This window comes from Pandoraea commovens, from assembly GCF_024704525.1.
In the GTDB taxonomy this organism is placed as follows: domain Bacteria; phylum Pseudomonadota; class Gammaproteobacteria; order Burkholderiales; family Burkholderiaceae; genus Pandoraea; species Pandoraea commovens.
Map to the genome: position 1 here is coordinate 2593186 of NZ_CP102780.1, position 18924 is coordinate 2612109.

At 63.5% G+C, this 18924-nt stretch carries 12 protein-coding genes; 5 read left to right on the forward strand and 7 right to left on the reverse strand.

Translation table 11 applies throughout. From position 1 onward, the window contains the following. Positions 1-11: 11 nt before the first annotated feature. The 5 genes from prmB to dapC all read right to left on the reverse strand — a co-directional run bounded on the left by prmB (position 12) and on the right by dapC (position 4632). Positions 12-908, reverse strand: a complete 897-nt coding sequence (gene prmB, locus NTU39_RS12065; RefSeq protein ID WP_257959894.1) for a 50S ribosomal protein L3 N(5)-glutamine methyltransferase — start codon at positions 906-908, stop codon at positions 12-14. Positions 909-934: 26 nt separating this feature from the next. Next, positions 935-2086 carry a succinyl-diaminopimelate desuccinylase gene (gene dapE / locus NTU39_RS12070; protein WP_150577868.1) on the reverse strand — a complete coding sequence of 384 codons (1152 nt, stop codon included), beginning with the start codon at positions 2084-2086 and terminating at the stop codon, positions 935-937. Between the two features lie 4 nt (positions 2087-2090). Then, on the reverse strand, positions 2091-2438 hold the full coding sequence (locus NTU39_RS12075) for an ArsC family reductase (protein ID WP_150666391.1): 348 nt from the start codon (positions 2436-2438) through the stop codon (positions 2091-2093). 139 nt (positions 2439-2577) lie between these two features. Further along, positions 2578-3405: a 2,3,4,5-tetrahydropyridine-2,6-dicarboxylate N-succinyltransferase gene (dapD, locus tag NTU39_RS12080; RefSeq protein ID WP_150577870.1), complete on the reverse strand. Its 828-nt coding sequence runs from the start codon at positions 3403-3405 to the stop codon at positions 2578-2580. 24 nt (positions 3406-3429) lie between these two features. Beyond that, the gene (dapC, locus tag NTU39_RS12085; RefSeq protein ID WP_150666392.1) at positions 3430-4632 is read right to left on the reverse strand and encodes a succinyldiaminopimelate transaminase; all 1203 of its coding nucleotides are present in this window, start codon (positions 4630-4632) and stop codon (positions 3430-3432) included. Positions 4633-5006: 374 nt separating this feature from the next. On the opposite strand from dapC, the gene NTU39_RS12090 reads away from it, so the two are divergent. From NTU39_RS12090 to def, 5 genes are all read left to right on the forward strand, one after another. Then, positions 5007-6002: a DMT family transporter gene (locus NTU39_RS12090; RefSeq protein WP_150666393.1), complete on the forward strand. Its 996-nt coding sequence runs from the start codon at positions 5007-5009 to the stop codon at positions 6000-6002. A gap of 166 nt (positions 6003-6168) precedes the next feature. Next, positions 6169-9684, forward strand: coding sequence for a chromosome segregation protein SMC (gene smc / locus NTU39_RS12095; protein ID WP_257959895.1), 3516 nt, complete (start codon positions 6169-6171; stop codon positions 9682-9684). A gap of 39 nt (positions 9685-9723) precedes the next feature. Further along, a complete protein-coding gene (locus tag NTU39_RS12100; protein WP_257959896.1) occupies positions 9724-11220 on the forward strand; it encodes a cell division protein ZipA C-terminal FtsZ-binding domain-containing protein in 1497 nt (498 codons plus the stop codon). 186 nt (positions 11221-11406) lie between these two features. Next, a complete protein-coding gene (gene ligA, locus NTU39_RS12105) occupies positions 11407-13539 on the forward strand; it encodes an NAD-dependent DNA ligase LigA (RefSeq protein WP_257959897.1) in 2133 nt (710 codons plus the stop codon). A gap of 16 nt (positions 13540-13555) precedes the next feature. Then, the gene (def, locus tag NTU39_RS12110) at positions 13556-14089 is read left to right on the forward strand and encodes a peptide deformylase (RefSeq protein ID WP_039398748.1); all 534 of its coding nucleotides are present in this window, start codon (positions 13556-13558) and stop codon (positions 14087-14089) included. Positions 14090-14221: 132 nt separating this feature from the next. Here def and NTU39_RS12115 read toward each other — a convergent pair whose 3' ends face one another. Together NTU39_RS12115 and NTU39_RS12120 are read right to left on the reverse strand one after the other, a co-directional pair. Beyond that, the gene (locus NTU39_RS12115; RefSeq protein ID WP_257959898.1) at positions 14222-16297 is read right to left on the reverse strand and encodes a pseudouridine synthase; all 2076 of its coding nucleotides are present in this window, start codon (positions 16295-16297) and stop codon (positions 14222-14224) included. Further along, positions 16294-18858 carry a [protein-PII] uridylyltransferase gene (locus NTU39_RS12120; RefSeq protein ID WP_257959899.1) on the reverse strand — a complete coding sequence of 855 codons (2565 nt, stop codon included), beginning with the start codon at positions 18856-18858 and terminating at the stop codon, positions 16294-16296. Before NTU39_RS12120 ends, NTU39_RS12115 begins: the two co-directional genes overlap by 4 nt. Positions 18859-18924: the final 66 nt, after the last annotated feature.

Consider the following 18924-nt stretch of genomic DNA (forward strand, 5'->3'; position numbering starts at 1 on the left):
TGTTATGGACGTTACGGCAGATCCGCCGCTTGCACCAGGAAGACCATGTCATCGCCAGCGCTCGTGGCCAGCCAAGTGATCGGCAAATCAGGGAACGCCGCTTCGACAAAGTGACGCTCGTTACCGATTTCCACGACCAGCACACCATCGTCCGTCAGGCGTTCACGTGCCCCTGCGATGATCCGTCGCACGATGTCCATGCCATCGTCGCCACCGGCGAGCGCCAGGCGCGGCTCGTGGCGATACTCCGCTGGCAGCGCCTGCATCGAGCCTTCGTTGACGTAAGGCGGGTTGGTGATGATGACTTCGTAGCGCTTGCCGTCCGGCAGCGGGGCGTACAGGTCGCCCAGATGCAGCGCGACGCGGTCGTCGAGACCATAGTCGGCCACGTTGATCTTCGCTACATCCAGCGCATCGTGCGAAATATCGACGGCGTCGATCTGCGCGGCCGGGAACGTCTCGGCCGCGAGGATCGCCAGGCATCCGGAGCCGGTGCACAGTTCGAGCATGTCGGCGACGTCGTCGGGGTGATTGACCCACGGCTGCAATGCGTCTTCCAGCAATTCACCGATGAACGAGCGCGGCACGATGACCCGTTCGTCCACATAGAACCGATGGCCGTGCATCCACGCTTCGTTCGTGATGTACGACGCGGGAACGCGCTCGCCCGCGCGACGGTTGATGACCGACAGCGCGCGCTCGATTTCTTCCGGCAGCAAGCGGGCGTCGAGGAACGGATCGAGCGTGTCGATGGGTAGGTGCAGCGTGTGCAGGAGCAGGTACGCCGCTTCGTCGTACGCTGTGGCGGTGCCGTGTCCGAAGGCCAGCTCGGCCTCGGTGAAGCGCGAGACCGCGTAGCGCAGCAGATCGCGCAACGTCTGGAATGGGTGGGTCTTCTGAGTCGTCATGATGGATTCGCCTCGTGTGTCTTGTCTTATGCCACCAGACGCTTCAACACGCCGCGATAGACGTTCTTCAGCGGTTCGATGTCGGCAACCGCGATGTGCTCGTCGATCTTGTGGATGCTGGCATTGCACGGGCCGAATTCGATGACTTGCGGGCAGATGCGTGCAATGAAGCGACCGTCGGACGTGCCGCCCGTGGTCGACAGTTCCGTCTCGAGGCCGGTCTCTTCACGGATGGCACTCGACAGCGCGTCCGACAGATCGCCACGCGGCGTGAGGAACGGCTGACCGCTGATCGACCAGTCGAGCGTGTAGGTCAGGCCGTGGCGGTCAAGCAACTCATGCACGCGCTGCTGAAGGCCATCGGACGTGCTGGCGGTCGAGAAGCGGAAGTTGAACATCACCGTCAGTTCGCCCGGAATGACGTTGGTCGCGCCGGTGCCTGCGTGAATGTTCGAGATCTGCCACGTCGTGGGCGGGAAGTATTCGTTGCCGTTGTCCCACACGGTCTGCGTCAACTCGGCGAGCGCCGGGGCAAACAAATGCGTGGGGTTCTTGGCGAGATGCGGGTAAGCGATGTGGCCTTGCACGCCTTTGACGACGAGCTTGCCGGACATCGAGCCGCGACGGCCGTTCTTCACCATGTCGCCGAGGCGCTGGCTGGACGTCGGTTCACCGACCACGCAGTAATCCAGACGCTCGCCACGTGCCGTCAGGGCTTCGACAACTTTCACCGTGCCGTCGGTGGCGGGGCCTTCCTCGTCGCTCGTGAGCAGAAAGCCGATAGCGCCGGCGTGATCGGGGTGCTGCGCGACGAATTCCTCCGAGGCGACGACGAACGCGGCCAGCGACGTCTTCATATCGGCCGCGCCGCGACCGTAAAGCATGCCGTCACGATGCGTGGGCGCAAACGGATCGGAATGCCACTGCTCGACCGGGCCGGTCGGCACAACGTCGGTGTGGCCCGCAAAGACGAGCAACTTGCCGTCGGTGCCGCGCGTGCCGCGTTTGACCGCCCACAGGTTGGTCACGCCGTTCGAGGCGATGGTTTCGCAGGCAAAGCCGATAGCCGAGAGGCGGCGCGCCAGAATAGCCTGGCAGTCGCGGTCTTCGGGCGTCACCGAATGACGGGCGATCAGTTGCTCGGTAAGCGCCAGCGTGGCGCCTTGGGAGGAAGTCATGAAATCAGAATCGTGAGGCGTAACTGTCGGGCGTGAAGCCCACGGAAACCTTGCCGTCGGCCACCAGCACGGGGCGCTTGATGAGCGAGGGATTTTCGATCATCAGGGTGCGGGCGACGGACTCGTCGGTGGCGGCCGCCTGTTGCTCCGGCGTGAGCTTGCGCCACGTCGTGCCCTTGCGGTTGAGTAGCGTGGACAGCGGCACTTGTGCGAGCCACGTGCCCAGCAGTGCGTCGTTCACGCCCGCCTTCTTGAAGTCGTGGAAGTCATACGCCACGTCGTGCTCGTCGAGCCACGTGCGCGCCTTCTTCACGGTATCGCAGTTGGGAATGCCGTACAGCACAGCGGTCATTGCCGGTACTCCTGAGATGGCGATTGCAAAACAATAGGCACAACAACGTCGATGCGGACTTCATCGCGCGAAGGTCAAAGCCAGCGTCGCAGCACCTGCTGCGACGCTGGCTCTTTGGCTCCTTGGCGCTTGCGCGGAATTACTCGCCGCGCAGCAGGTCGTTGATGGCCGTCTTGGCGCGCGTTTGTGCGTCGACCTTCTTCACGATCACGGCGCAATACAGGCTGTACTTGCCGTCCTTCGAGGGCAGGTTGCCCGGCACGACGACCGAACCGGCCGGCACGCGGCCGTAATGGACTTCACCCGTTTCGCGGTCGTAGATCTTGGTCGACTGACCCAGATACACGCCCATCGAGATCACCGAGTTCTCTTCGACGATCACGCCTTCCACGACTTCCGAGCGGGCACCGATGAAGCAGTTGTCTTCGATGATGACCGGGTTGGCTTGCAGCGGCTCGAGCACGCCGCCGATGCCGACACCGCCCGACAGGTGGACGTTCTTGCCGATCTGGGCGCACGAGCCGACGGTGGCCCACGTGTCGACCATCGTGCCTTCGTCGACGTATGCGCCGATGTTGGTGTACGACGGCATCAGCACGACGTTCTTGCCGATGAACGAACCACGGCGAGCGACGGCCGGCGGCACGACGCGGAAGCCGCCACGTGCGAAATCTTCTGCGGTGTAGTCGGCGAACTTGCTCGGCACCTTGTCGTAGAACTGGCTGAAGCCGCCGGCGGGCATTACGGCGTTGTCCTCCAGGCGGAACGACAGCAGCACGGCCTTCTTGATCCACTGGTTGACGATCCATTGACCGTCTTGCTTCTGGGCGACGCGCAGCGCGCCCTTGTCCAGTTCGGCGATGACGTGGGAGACGGCTTCACGCACGTCGGCGGGCGCGGCCTTGGCCGAAATCTCGGCACGGTTTTCCCAGGCTTGGTCGATGATGGTTTGCAGTTGTTGCGACATGGCGAGAATCAGTTGCAGTTGGAATTAAAGGGATTGGCAGAACTGCACGATGCGCTGGGCGCCTTCGGTGCATTCGTCCACATCGGCCACGAGGGCGATACGGACATAGTTCTCCGCCGGATTGGCGCCGTGCGCCGCGCGTCCCAGATAGGATCCGGGCAGGACGGCCACATTGTATTGCGCCAGCAACTGGCGCGTGAATTCCGTGTCCGACAGGCCGGTTTTCGTGTCGACCTTGGCCCACAGATAGAAACCGGCGTCGGGCAGGCGTACGTCGAGCACTTCGGCGAGCATCGGCGTGACCGTCTGGAATTTCTTCAGGTACTTGCTGCGGTTCAGGCGCACGTGGGCCTCGTCGTTCCATGCGGCGATGCTCGCGGCCTGCACGGCCGGGCTCATGGCGCAGCCGTGGTAGGTGCGGTACAGCAGGAATTTCTTAAGGATGGCGGCGTCGCCCGCCACGAAGCCCGAGCGCATGCCCGGTACGTTCGAGCGCTTCGAGAGGCTAGAGAAGACCACCAGACGCTCGAAGCCACGGCCCAACTGATGGGCGGCAGCCAGACCGCCCAGCGGCGCGCGTTCTTCGTCGAAGTAAATCTCGGAGTAGCACTCGTCGGACGCGATCACGAAGCCGTATTCGTCCGACAACTCGAACAAACGCTTCCAGTCGGCCAGACTCAACACGGCCCCGGTCGGGTTGCCCGGCGAGCAAAGGTAGACGAGCTGAACGTCGCGCCAGACGTCGGCCGGCACGGCATCGTAGTTGGGGGCGAAGTTGCGTTCCGGATCGCTGTCAGCGTAATAGGGCGTGGCGCCCGCGAGCAACGTCGCGCCTTCGTAGATCTGATAGAACGGATTCGGGCACAGCACGCGCGCGCCGGGCTTGCTGCCATCGACAACAGCCTGGGCGAACGAGAAGAGCGCTTCGCGCGAGCCCGTGACCGGCAGCACTTCGGTGGCCGGGTTCACGTTAGGCAGCGCGTAACGGCGTTCCAGCCACTGGGCGATGGCCGCCCGCAGCGGCTCGCCACCGGCCGTGGCCGGATAGTTCGAGAGACCGCCCAGCCCTTCGATCAGGGCTTCCTTGATGAACTGCGGCGTCGGATGCTTGGGCTCACCGATGCCGAAGCTGATGGCCTTGTAAGTATTGGCGGGCGTGACATCCGCCACCAGTGTCTTCAGGCGTTCAAAGGGATAGGGCTGGAGCTTGTCGAGTAATGGGTTCACTTGGATTCAAACAGACTCAGGGCTAGGGTTCGCAACGCCAGTCGAGGCGTTGTCGAGCGGATTCGGGCCACCCGGGAACGCACAGGGCGGCTGGGCGAGACAGGTGGCGCACCGGCGGACGCACCGGGGCGCTGCGCGCCACCCTGCCTTTCCTACCTCAGATTCGACGGATCGCAGGCCGGGCATAGGCTGGCGCTTATCCGCTTCATCACGCCAAGGGGTTCCCGGACGCGTTCAAGAATGGCAAGATCGGCAAAGCGAAAATTATACCGTCACGGCGCCCACAAAGCGCGGCCAGCGCGTAATTCAGCATATTCCGAGGCGCCAATGGGGCAAGTCTGCGGAGTATCTCAGGTTTTTCAGGAGTTAAGAGTATGACCGTAGCCGGTAACGGCGCGGGCGGCCCGGAATCCGCATCCGGCGCCTCCAGCACTTCCTTCGGCACCCGGGCAGCGCCCGCCCTGGCCATTCTTATCGGATCGTCCGTCTGGGGGCTGGCCTGGTTCCCGTACCGCGTTCTGGCTCAGTGGGGCGTTGCAGCGGTGCCCGCCCAGATCTGCACGGCCACCGTGGCCATCCTGCTGCTCTCGCTCGTCTACCGACGCTCGCTCGGCACGCTGCGCTGGTCGTGGCTGCTTGTCGGGGTGGCATTCGCCGGAGGCACGACCAACGTCGCCTTCGTGTGGGGCACCACGCACGGCCACGTCATGCGCGTGTTGTTGCTCTTTTATCTCACCCCGGTCTGGACGGCGTTGTTTGCCCACTGGTTGCTCGGCGAGCGGGTCGGCCTGCGCGGTGTGGGACTGATTGCGCTGGCACTGGGCGGAGCGGGCCTGATGCTCTGGTCGCCCGAGCTGGGTTGGCCTGTTCCGAACAATCCGGGCGAATGGGCCGGTGCTATCGCCGGGGCGGCATTTGCACTCAATAACGTGCTGTTGCGGCGTGTCAGTCAGGCGTTGCCCGACGTTCCTGCCGAAATGCGCAGCTGGACGCTCTATTTGGGCTGCGTCGTGGGCGGTTTGCTGGTCTTGCCGTTCGACGGCGGGGTACAGGCAGGGCAGGCGGCGGTCTCGGCGCTCACGTCCGGTGCGGCGACGGCTGCGGTCGCGCTGGCGCTTGGTTGCACCATCGCCGTGACCAACGTCATCGTGCAATTCGGTCTGGCGCGGGTGCCGGCCAATCAGGCGGCGCTCATCATGCTCTTCGAAATCGTGGTGGCGGCGATATCGTCCTGGTGGCTGGCCAGCGAAGGCCTGGGGGTGCGGGAAATCGCCGGTGGACTGTGCATTGTGGCGGCGGGCGTGCTGTCCGGAATATTGCCCGATTCACGACGTTGTAAATCCGCGACGGCGGGGGATGCGATGGTATGATGCGTACCGTCGTTGTAACGTCGTAAGCACGCCTAAAGCGGCAAAAATGCGGCAAGACAGCAGCAAGAAAAGTGGCCCGTGCACGCCAGCGTGCGCAGGCCCGACAGGACCAGCTAGCGCGTCTGCGTCTTTCCTATCATTCAATGACCGATAAAGCGAACCTGCCGTGCGTCTGACTTCCATCAAACTCGCTGGCTTCAAATCTTTCGTCGACCCGACGAACTTCGCGGTGCCCGGCCAGCTGGTCGGGATCGTCGGCCCGAACGGGTGCGGCAAATCCAACATCATCGATGCCGTGCGCTGGGTGCTCGGCGAGTCGCGCGCTTCCGAGCTGCGCGGCGAATCGATGCAGGACGTGATTTTCAACGGATCGACCGCCCGCAAGCAAGCGAGCCGCGCAAGCGTCGAACTGGTGTTCGACAACAGCGCCGGGCGCGCTGCCGGGCAGTGGAGCCAGTACGCCGAAATCGCCGTCAAGCGCGTGCTCACGCGCGACGGCACCTCCAGTTACTACATCAATAACCTGCCGGCACGCCGCCGCGATATTCAGGACATTTTCCTCGGCACGGGCCTTGGGCCGCGCGCCTACGCCATCATTGGCCAGGGGATGATTTCGCGAATCATCGAGGCGAAGCCGGAAGAGCTGCGCGTGTTTCTCGAAGAGGCCGCGGGCGTCTCCAAGTACAAGGAACGCCGTCGCGAGACCGAGAACCGTTTGCAGGACACGCGCGAAAACCTGACGCGCGTGGAAGACATTCTTCGCGAACTCGGCACCAACCTCGAAAAGCTTGAATCGCAGGCGGTCGTCGCCAATCGATTCAAGGACTTGCAACGCGACGGCGAAGAAAAGCAGCAGTTGCTCTGGCTGCTTCGCAAGAACGAAGCGCAGAACGAGCAAGAACGCCAGCAGCGTGCCATCGAGTCGGCGCAGGTCGATCTGGAAGCGCAGATGTCGCGTTTGCGCGGCTCCGAGTCCGATCTCGAAACGCTGCGCGCCGCGCACTACACGGCCACCGACGCCGTACAGGCCGCGCAAAGCGCCATGTACGAGGCGAACTCGGAAGTCAGCCGTCTGGAAGCCGAAATTCGTTACGTGGTCGAGTCGCGCAACCGCGTGCAGGCGCAGTTGGCGGCGCTGACCTCGCAGCGCGAGCAGTGGCAGGCCCGTTCGGCGCAGTCGGAAGAAGAACTCGCGCTCGCCGAAGAAGAACTCATCATCGCCGAGGAACGCGCGGCGACTGCACAGGACCAGGCCGCCGATCAGAACGAGGCGCTGCCCGCGCTCGAATCCGGCTGGCGCGATGCGCAGAACCTGCTCAACGAGCAACGCAGCGAGATCGCGCAGGTCGAGCAGAATCTGAAACTGGAAGCGGCGCATCAGCGCAATGCCGATCAGGCGCTGCAGCAGTTGCAGCAGCGTCAGGAGCGTTTGCAGGGTGAGGCGCGCGGGCTCGATAAGCCCGACGAAGCCGAGCTTGAGCTGCAGCGCGGCGACCTCGCCGAACATCAGGCGATGCTCGAAGATGCGCAGGCCGAACTGGCGGACGCCGAAGAACGTCTGCCGCGACTCGAAGCCGAGCGTGCCGAAGCGCAGGCGCGCGTGCAGTCGGAAGCGGCGACGATCGCCCAGCTTGAGGCACGTCTGACGGCCCTCAAGCAACTCCAGGAAAGTGTTCAGACGGAAGGCAAGGTGCAGCCGTGGCTCGACAAGCACGAGCTGGCGCAATTGCCGCGTCTGTGGAAGAAGCTGCATATCGAGCCGGGCTGGGAGCCGGCGCTCGAATCGGTGCTGCGCGAACGTCTCGCTGCGCTCGAAATCAGCAATCTCGATTGGGTGAAGGCCTTTGCGAGCGATGCGCCGCCGGCCAAGCTGGCGTTCTATTCGCCGCCGCCGGCCGCGCGTCCGGTGGAAGCCCCGGCGTCGCTGCGTCCGCTGTTGTCGTTGCTGCGCATTGACGATCCGGGCCTGCGCGCCGTGCTCCAAGAATGGCTCGGCCACGTCTTCGTTGCCGACGATCTCGCGCAGGCGATGGTGGCCCGCGCGCAGTTGCCGGAGGGGGCGTCGATTGTCGTCAAGGCAGGCCATCAGGTCACGCGCGTCGGCGTCCAGCTTTATGCGGCTGACTCCGAGCAGGCCGGTTTGCTCGCCCGTCAGCAAGAAATCGAGAACCTGGGCAAGCAACTGCGTGCGCAGGCATTGCTTTCCGACGAAGCCAAGTCGGCTGCCGTGCGTGCCGAGGCGGCTTACAGCCAGGCAGCGCAGTCGCTGAGCGAAGTGCGCGGACGCGCCGAGCGCGCCACGCAACGCGTGCACGCCTTGCAGATGGACGTGCTCAAGCTCACGCAGGCTTACGAGCGCTACAACGCCCGCAGTACGCAGATCGATGAAGAACTGCGTGAAATCGCCGCACAGATCGAAGAGCAACTGGCGATGCGCGCTGAATCGGAGGCGAACTTCGAGCAAAGCGACGCGCGTCTGGCCGAGTTGCAGGCCACGTTCGAAGACGGTCAGCTCGAATTCGAATCGCTCGACAGTCAGTTGTCCGATGCGCGTAATCGCGCCCGTGAACTGGAACGTCTGGCGCAGGAAGCGTCGTATGGTCAGAAGGGCATCTCCAGCAAGATCGACGAGCATCGCCGCAGCATTCAGACGGCGCTCGAACAGGCTGAGCGCCTCGTTGTCTCGATTGAGCAGGCGCAGGCAGAACTCGCGCTGATCACCGAGCAGACGGCCGAAAACGGTTTGCAGGACGCACTCGAACTGCGTGCCGAGAAGGAAGAGATTCTGGGCGCCGCCCGCATCGAACTCGACGCACTGACGCAAAAGCTGCGTCAAAGCGACGAAGAGCGGCTGGCCGCAGAGCGCGGTTTGCAGCCCCTGCGCGATCGCATTACGGAATTGCAGTTGAAGGAGCAGGCGGCGCGCCTGAATCGCGAGCAGTTCGTCGAGCAACTGACGACGGCCGAAGTGGACGAAGAGGTGCTCTCCGCGAAGCTCACGGCGGACATGAAGCCGTCGTATCTACAAGGCGAAGTCACGCGTATCAACAACGCGATCAACGCGCTCGGACCGGTCAACATGGCCGCGCTCGAAGAATTGGAGACGGCGCGCGAGCGCAAGGTCTTCCTCGATGCGCAATCGGCGGACCTGAACGACGCCATCGAGACCCTCGAAGGTGCCATCCGCAAGATCGACGAAGAGACGCGCGTGCTGCTGCAAGGCACGTTCGACGAAGTGAACAAGCATTTCGGCGAACTGTTCCCGATGCTGTTCGGCGGCGGCCAGGCGAAACTCATCATGACCGGTGACGAAATTCTCGATGCCGGTGTGCAGGTCATGGCGCAACCGCCGGGCAAGAAGAACTCCACGATCCATCTGCTGTCAGGGGGAGAGAAGGCGCTCACGGCCATTGCGCTGGTGTTCGGGATGTTCCAGCTCAATCCTGCGCCGTTCTGTTTGCTTGACGAGGTGGACGCGCCGCTCGACGACGCCAACACCGAGCGCTACGCCAAGATGGTGGCGCGCATGTCGGACCGTACCCAATTCGTATTTATTTCGCATAACAAAATCGCGATGGAAATGGCCAATCAGCTCATCGGCGTCACCATGCAGGAACAAGGGGTGTCGCGGATCGTGGCGGTGGACATGGAGTCTGCGATCAATCTGGCCGAGATCGCCTGACCCCGCGCCTACGATGGAGAAGAGAGAGGAACGCCGCGCATGAATGAACTGCAGCTGAGCTTGATTGCCGCAGGGGTAGTGGTACTGCTGGGAGTGGTGGCCTATAACGCCTGGCAAGGCAGCAAGGCACGCGCGCGCATACCGCGTCGCATGCCGGTCGACGGTGCGGGTATCGACGTGACCGCCGGCACGCCCGATGCCGACGACGACCGCCCGTTCATCGAACCGACGCTGTCGCCGCCGCGCGTGCCCGCACAGTCGGGTGAGCGTCGCGAGCCGACGCTAGGACCGGCCACGGCCGGCACGTCGGTGCAAGATGCCTTTGCCATTAACGAAGATGCCTGGGACGCCCCGCCGGCAGCGCGCAAGCGTGCCGCACAGGAAGCAGCGGCGCGGGCTGCGGAAGGTGGCGAGTCGGACGTGGTTGCCGACCCGGCGCCGGTCCAGTCGCATGACACCGATGAGGCGCAACGCCGCGATGCGCAGGACGCGGCGGCGGCTAGTGCAGTCGCACGCGTCGACGCCGAACTGGCTGCCGACGACACGGTAGACGCTGCCACGGCGGGCGCTGCCGCTAACGCCGCAGCGGCGCCCGATGCCGAAGCGCAAGCATTGCAAGCCGATGCGGCCCCGACATCCACCGACGTGGCGGTGCCTGCACCGGCCGCGCCTGAAGCACCGGTTGCAGCCGCGCGTCCGGCGGTACCGAGCGGTCCGCCGCCGATCATCGACGAACGCATCGACTGCATCGTCGAGTTGCCGCTGGCGAACATGGTGGCTGCCGAACGACTGATGCCGCTGACGGTGCGCATGCGTCGCGCGGGCAGCAAGCCCGTGAACGTGGAAGGCCGTGTCGATGAGGCTTCCGCATGGGAGCCGATTCGCACGGGCGGCCGATATCACCAACTGCGCATGGCCGTGCAACTGGCCAATCGCGCGGGCGCTCTCAACGAAGTCGAGTTCTCCGAGTTCTCGAATCTCGTGCAGACGCTGGCGGATGCCGTCGATGCCTTGCCTGAATTGCCCGATATGATGGAAACGGTCGCCCGTGGCCGTGAACTCGACAGCTTTGCCGCGCAATGCGACGCTCAGTTGTCGGTCAACGTGCTGTCGGACGGTGCGCCGTGGTCGGCCAACTATGTGCAGGCTGTCGCTACGCAGGACGGATTGCTGCTCTCGCGTGATGGCATGCGTTTCGTCAAACTCGATTCGCGTCAGAACCCGGTGTTCATGCTGCAATTCGGCGACACCAACTTCCTGCGCGACGACCTGACGTACAAGGGCGGCGACCTGATCACCATGTTGCTCGACGTACCGGTGGCCGACGAAGACCTCCTGCCGTTCCGTCTGATGTGCGATTACGCCCGCTCGATCGGACAGCGCATCGGTGGCCGCGTGGTGGACGATCAGCGCCGTCCGCTCTCGGATGCTGCGCTGCAAAACGTCGACAAGCAGTTGCTCAAGTTGTACGAACGCCTTGAAGCGCGCGGTCTGCCGGCGGGTTCGCCTGTTACGCGCCGTCTGTTCAGCCAGTAAGTTCGGGGCGATTTGCTGCGTTCGGGCAGGGTCAGCTTTACGCAGCCTGCCGTCGCATTCGATGCACGCCGTTCACCGTCGGGTGAGCGGCGTTTTTGTTCCGATTGATTGCACCTATCGACGACGCGCATTGGCGTACGTCGAAGGCATAATGTTCTGACTTCTCGTATACCGAGTCTTGCACGCATGTCCCAAACTTCCGTTCCGGGTCAGGGCGCGAACGCCCCTACGCCAGTCGATGCTACGGCCGCCGCACAACGTGCCGCCGAGTTGCGCAACGAGCTAGCCCGCCACAACCGCGCGTATTACGAAGACGACGCGCCGCTTATTCCCGATGCCGAGTACGACCGCCTCTTCGGCGAACTCGTCTCGCTGGAAAGCGCGCATCCCGAGTTGCAACGGGCCGATTCCCCCACCCAGCGCGTCGGAGGTAAGCCGGTCGACGGATTCGCACCGGTGGTGCACCGTGTGCCGATGCTTTCGCTCAATAACGGGTTCGCCGATGAGGACGTGGAGGCGTTCGACCGACGCGTGAGTGACGGTCTGCGTCCCGATGCAGCGGGTGCCGCCGGGGCGGGGCATGCGTCATCTGGCGACCTGTTCGGCGCGCCGGTCGAGTATGCCGCCGAGCTCAAGTTCGACGGTCTGGCCATCGCGTTGCGCTACGAGCAGGGCGTGCTCGTGCAAGCCGCGACACGCGGCGACGGCACGACGGGCGAGGATGTCACCGCCAACATCCGCACCATCAAGAAAATCCCCCTCAAACTCGAGAGCGAGAATCCGCCCGAAGTGCTCGAGGTGCGGGGCGAAGTGCTGATGTTCCGTGCAGACTTCGACAAACTTAATGAGGCGCAGGAGGCGGCTGGCGAGAAGGTTTTCGTCAACCCGCGCAATGCGGCTGCCGGAAGTCTGCGTCAGCTCGATTCGAAGATTACGGCCAAGCGGCCGTTGTCGTTCTTCGCCTATGGCGTGGGGGAACTGGTTGGCGTGCCGATGCCCGAGACGCACTCGGCCTTGCTCGACTGGTATGTGACGCTGGGCATCCCGGTCAACGACAAGCGGGAAGTCGTGCAGGGCGCTCAAGGGCTGCTGAAGTTCTACCGCGAAGTCGGTGAGGCGCGTGCCTCGTTGCCTTACGACATCGACGGCGTGGTCTACAAGGTCAACCGTCGCGACGAGCAGGATCGTCTCGGCTTCGTCTCGCGCGCCCCGCGCTTTGCATTGGCGCACAAATTTCCGGCGCAGGAAGCGCTGACGACATTGCTCGACATCGAAGTGCAAGTGGGGCGTACGGGGGCGATCACGCCGGTGGCGCGACTCGCGCCGGTGTTCGTCGGCGGCGCGACGGTGACGAATGCCACGCTGCACAACGAGGACGAAATTCGTCGCAAGGATGTGATGATCGGCGACACGGTGATTGTGCGTCGCGCGGGCGATGTGATTCCCGAAGTCGTCGGATCGGTGCTGGATCGTCGTCCGGAAGACGCGCGCGCGTTCGTGATGCCCACTGAGTGCCCGGTGTGCGGTTCCGCCATCGAGAAGCTCCCGGACGAAGCGATCGCACGATGCACCGGTGGGCTGATTTGCGCGGCACAGCGCAAGCAGGCGCTGCTGCACTTCGCGCAGCGTCGCGCCCTCGATATCGAGGGGCTCGGCGACAAGCTGGTGGAACAACTGGTCGATCAGCAGATCATTCGGACCCCGGCCGACCTGTTCAAACTGGGTGTGGCAAAGCTCGCCGCGCTCGACCGGATGGCCGACAAATCGGCCTCCAATCTCGTCGCGGCGCTGGAGACGGCGCGTCATACCACGCTGGCGCGCTTTATCTTTGCACTGGGCATTCGCCACGTCGGCGAAGCGACGGCGAAGGATCTCGCGCGGCACTTCGGCAAGCTCGACAACCTGATCGCCGTCTGCAAACGCGATTCCGATCTGACGGAACTGCTGGCCGTTCCGGACGTCGGACCGATTGTGGCCGAGTCGATCAACAATTTCTTCTGCGAAGATCATAATGTCGAAGTGATCGAGCAACTGCGGGCGGCCGGGGTCACCTGGCCGGAGTCGGAACCGGCGGCCGTTGCACCGTTACCGCTGGCAGGCAAGACTTTTGTGTTGACCGGAACATTGCCGACGCTCTCGCGTGACGAAGCGAAGGCGATGCTCGAAGCGCAAGGAGCAAAGGTTGCTGGCTCGGTGTCTGCGAAAACGGACTACGTGGTCGCGGGCGCAGAGGCGGGCAGCAAGTTGGCAAAGGCCGAGGCACTGGGTGTGCCCGTGCTCGACGAGGACGCTATGCGCGCGATGTTGGCTGCGCTTTGATGTGAGGACCGAACCGATGATCCGCGACATTCTGAAGATGGGCGATCCGCGCTTGCTGCGTATCGCCAAACCCGTCGAACAGTTCGGCACGCCCGAGTTGGACGAGCTTATTGCCGACATGTTCGAGACCATGAAGCATGCGAACGGCGCAGGGCTCGCCGCACCGCAGATCGGCGTAGATCTGCAGGTGGTGATCTTCGGCTTCGAGCATAACGAGCGCTATCCGGATGCCCCGGAAGTGCCTGAAACCGTGCTGATCAACCCGGTCATTACGCCGTTGACGCAGGACATGGAAGAGGGCTGGGAAGGCTGCCTGTCGGTGCCGGGGCTGCGCGGTATGGTCAACCGCTATTCGATGTTGCGCTATGAAGGATTCGACCAGCATGGTCACGCCATCGATCGCGTGGCGGAAGGATTTCATGCGCGTGTCGTTCAGCACGAGTGCGACCATCTGATCGGCAAGCTCTATCCGATGCGGATTACCGACTTCAGCAAGTTCGGTTTTACCGAAATCCTCTTCCCGGGGCTCGATCCGAATAGCGACGACTGAGTGTGACGCCGGGGTTGATGTGTCGCTGATCTACGATTGACGTTTCACCCGGCGATTGCCGGTGACGACACAAAAAAAGCCCGCCGAGATGGCGGGCTTTTTCATGGCCGCGATGGGTGAAGCGTCGCCGAATCAGAACCCTTCGCCAGCGCGCAGGTAACGCCATTCGCCCACGGGCAGGTTACCCAGGGTGATTTGTCCCATGCGGACTCGCTTGAGGCCCGTCACGTGCAAACCGACCAGTTCGCACATGCGGCGAATCTGACGCTTCTTGCCTTCCTTGAGCACGAAGCGAAGTTGCTCCGGGTTCTGCCAGTCGACCTGTGCGGGCTTGAGCGGTTGGTCGTCAAGCTCAAGTCCATGACGCAGCAGCGCCAGGCGATCGGCCGGGAAGTGCGCTTGCACATTTTGCGAGTGCTCGTTGTACGACACGCGCACGAGGTACTCTTTCTCGATGTCCGAATCCTCGCCGATCAACTGCTTGGCAATGCGGCCATCCTGTGTGAGGACGAGCAGACCCGTCGAGTCGATGTCGAGGCGTCCGGCAGGTGCCAGGCTGCGCAAATGCGACGGCGAGAAGCGCACACCGGCGTCGTCTTCTGCCCAGTGATGCTCGCTGGTCACCAGCACGACAGCGGGATCGTAGCCGTCTTCCGCCTGACCCGACACGTAACCCACCGGCTTGTGCAGCAGGATCGTGACACGATTGGCCTGCTCCTTCTGTGCGGCCTGCACGACGGTGATTTCCTGCGTGGGCAGAATCTTCGTGCCCAGCTCCTTCACTACCTTGCCGTCGACACGGACCCAGCCCTTGGCGATCCATTCGTCCGCTTCGCGACGCGAGCACAGACCGAGTTCCGACATCCGCTTGGACAAACGCAGCGAGCCAGCGGCATCGTGGTGGATCTTGATATCGTCGTCATCGTCGTCGCGCTCAACTCGCGGTGCACGCGAGGGGCGTGCGGCGCGGTTCGCCTGATTGTCGCGATCGTCGCGTGAGAAGCGGCCACGCGGTGCCCCTTCGTTAGTGCGACGCGGACGGTCCTCATCGAAGCGACGCGGTGCACGATCATCGAAGTCACGCTTGGCAGGACGGGCGAAGTCGCCACGTGCGCCACCTTCGGTGTTGCGACGCGGGCGGTCTTCGTCAACGCGACGCGGTGCACGATTGTCGAAGTCGCGCTTCACCGGACGGGCGAAATCGCCACGTGCGCCACCTTCGGTATTGCGACGCGGGCGGTCTTCGTCAACGCGACGCGGCGCACGATTATCGAAGTCACGCTTCACCGGACGAGCGAAATCGCCACGTGCACCACCTTCGGTGTTGCGACGCGGGCGGTCTTCGTCAAAGCGACGCGGGGCGCGGTCATCGAAGTCGCGCTTTGGGCGTGCGAAGTCACCACGTGCGCCACCTTCGGTGTTGCGACGCGGGCGGTCTTCATCAAAGCGACGCGGGGCGCGATCATCGAAGTCACGCTTCGGACGTGCGAAGTCACCACGTGCGCCACCTTCGGTATTGCGACGCGGACGGTCTTCGTCAAAGCGGCGAGGCGCGCGATCATTGAAGCCGCCACGTGCACCACCTTCGGTGTTGCGACGCGGGCGGTCTTCGTCAAAGCGACGCGGGGCGCGGTCATCGAAGTCGCGCTTTGGGCGTGCGAAGTCACCACGTGCACCACCTTCGGTGTTGCGACGCGGGCGGTCTTCGTCAAAGCGACGCGGTGCACGATTGTCGAAGTCGCGCTTCACCGGACGGGCGAAGTCGCCACGTGCGCCACCTTCGGAGTTGCGACGCGGACGGTCCTCATCGAAGCGACGGGGTGCGCGATCATCGAAGTCACGACGTGCGCGGGATTCGTCGTCGAAACGGGCAGGGCGTGCACCGGCGACGCGCTCGCGCTGACCGCGTGCCGGCGGGCGTTCACCCATCGGACGCTTTTCGTAGGGCGCGCCGCCACCTGCGGGCTTGCGCGGCGCCGTGCCGCTGCCGGCCGGGCGACGAGCGCCACCGGGCGTCGCGTTATCGTCCACCGGACGCGGACGAGCCGGTTTCCCGGCAGGCTTCTTCGCGCCGCTGGCGTCGAGCATCGACGCGGGCACTGACTTGGTCGGACGGCGCAATGCGCCAGCCGAGCGCACCGGGGAGCGCGTCTTGTCGAGGGTGCGGGGGTGTTTGGCGCTCAGTTTGGCGCGCGGGGTATCGCTCATGGTTCCAATGCTTCGAGTAATTCGGTCTCGACGGCAATTTGCAGGCGACTATCCTGCAAACGGCTGCCGTCGAGGAGGAACGTGTCTTCGACACGTTCGCCGAGGGTATTGATGCGGGCGGTTCGCACGCTGACGCCGTGACGCGCAAGCACGCGAGCGACCGCATAAAGCAAACCGGTGCGGTCGTTGGCCGACACCGATAGCAAGTAGTACTGGCCACGTTCGTCGGGCCGAAGATCGACACGAGGCGTGACCGGAAAGCTGCGCGAGCGGCGCGGCAGACGCCCCTTGCTCGGTTCTGCCAGAGGCTCTTCCCGTGTGAGCAACGACACCAGCTCGCTTTCCACCAGATTGATGATGTCGCGATAACTGGTGTCGAGGCCCGGGTCGGTCAGCAGGAAGCTGTCGAGCGCGAAGCCCTGGCTGGTGGTGTGCACTTTTGCGTCAAGAATCGACAGTCCCTTGCGCTCGAAGTAGCCACAAATACGCGCGAACAGATCGACCTGATCGCGCACATAGACCAACACCTGCAACCCTTCGCCGATGGGCGACGGACGCGCCTTGACGATGGGCGATGCACTGTCGACATGTCGCCACAGATGGCGCGTTTGCCACGCCACGTCCGCCGGGTCGTTGCGCAGAAAATACGCGACGTCCAACGTGTTCCAGAGCGCTTCCTGTGCGCGCTCCGGCACCGTGTACAGGCGCAGCAATCCGAGCGCTTCTTCCTTGCGCGTCTTCAGCTGTGCGTGCGGGTCCGGATTGGCGCCGCCCAGCACCTGCAACGTCAGACGATAAAGGTCTTCGAGCAGCTTGCCTTTCCATGCGTTCCAGACTTTCGGGCTGGTGCCGCGAATGTCTGCCACGGTGAGTAGGTAAAGCGCGGTCAGGCGACGCTCGTTTTCCACTTTTTCCGCAAAACGTCGGATGACTTCGGGATCGGTGGTGTCCTGCTTCTGCGCCACGGTGCTCATCGTCAGATGTTCGCCGACCAGCCAGACGATCAGATCGGTGTCTTCCTTCGAGATGCCGTGACGTGTGCAGAAGGTGCGCGCGTCGACCATGCCGAGCGTCGAGTGGTCACCGCCGCGGCCTTTCGCAATATCGTGGAAGAGGGCGGCGATCGTCAGCACCCACGGACGGTCGAAGTTCGCGATCAACTGACTGCAGAACGGATACTCGTGCGTGTGCTCCGCGACCGCGAAACGGCGAATATTACGCACGACCATCAGAATGTGCTGATCGACGGTGTACACGTGATACAGGTCGTGCTGCATCTGCCCGACCACGCGACGGAAGTTGATCAGGTACCGGCCCAGCACACTGGTCTGGTTCATCAGCCGCAATGCATGCGTGATGCCCTGCGGTTGCTGCAAAATATCGAGGAAAGTACGACGGTTCTCAGGGTCCGCACGCCACTGTCCGTTCATGAGTTCGCGCGCGTTGTAGAGCGCCCGCAGGGTTCGGGCGGACAATCCTTTTACCCCGACGACCTGCTCGTAAAGCAGGAACGTTTCGAGAATCGCATTCGGATGGCGTGTGTACAGTTCGTCGTCGACGATCTCGATCATCCCTTGCTTCTCGACGAAGCGCTCGTTGATCACGCGAGTGACGCCGCTAGTCTGCGGGAACAGCCGGGCTTCAACGTTCAGCAGCAGCACTGTATTGAGCTGCGAGACCGCCTTTGCAGCCCAGTAATAGCGCCGCATGAGTTGCTCACTGGCGCGCTTCGTCGTTGTGGCGTCGAAGCCGAGACTTTGCGCAAGGGCCGTCTGAAGGTCGAATACCAGCACGTCCTGCCGACGGCGTGCCAGCAAATGGAGTCGCGCTCGCAAACCCTTCAGGAATTGCTCGTTTCGGCGCAGCTCCTTGAGTTCGCGATCCGTCAGCAGATCGCGCGTGGACAGCTCAGCCCAGCTATTGCCGAGCCCAGCTGCCTTCGTCATCCACAGAATCACTTGCAGGTCGCGCAAGCCGCCCGGGCTTTCCTTGCAGTTCGGCTCCAGGCTGTACGGCGTGTCCTGATACTTCGCGTGGCGCTGACGGATCTCGAGTTGCTTGCTGCGAAAGAACGCGAGCGGATCGAGGTCGTCGGCGAAACGTGCTTGGAATTCGTCAAACAGCGCTTGATTGCCGGTGAGCAGACGCGCCTCCAGCAGGCTCGTTTGCACCGTGATGTCGGCCTGTGCTTCCGAGATGCACTCGTCGACGGTGCGCACCGATGAACCGATCTCGACCCCGATATCCCAGAGAAATCCGATGAACGGCTCGACGTGCGACGTCAGCGCCTCGCCATCGGTGCCCGAATGCAGCAACAGAATATCCACGTCCGAATACGGATACAGCTCGCCGCGTCCGTAACCGCCGACCGCCACGAGCGCGAAGTCGTCCGGCATCCGGTACTCGGCCCACGCATCGCGCATGGCCTGATCGACGGCGTGGCATAAACCATGCAGAAGCCCGTCGATCTTGCCGTTTGCGACAAATCGTTCGACGAGTTCGGCCTTGCGGTCCTTGAGGGCCTGACGTAGCGGAGAAGGGGCGTGTGCACGTGCGTGCATGGCGGCTTCCAGGGTGTGGATAAACGAGTCAGGCCCGGCAACGCGTTGCGAAGTGCTGCGAGGCCG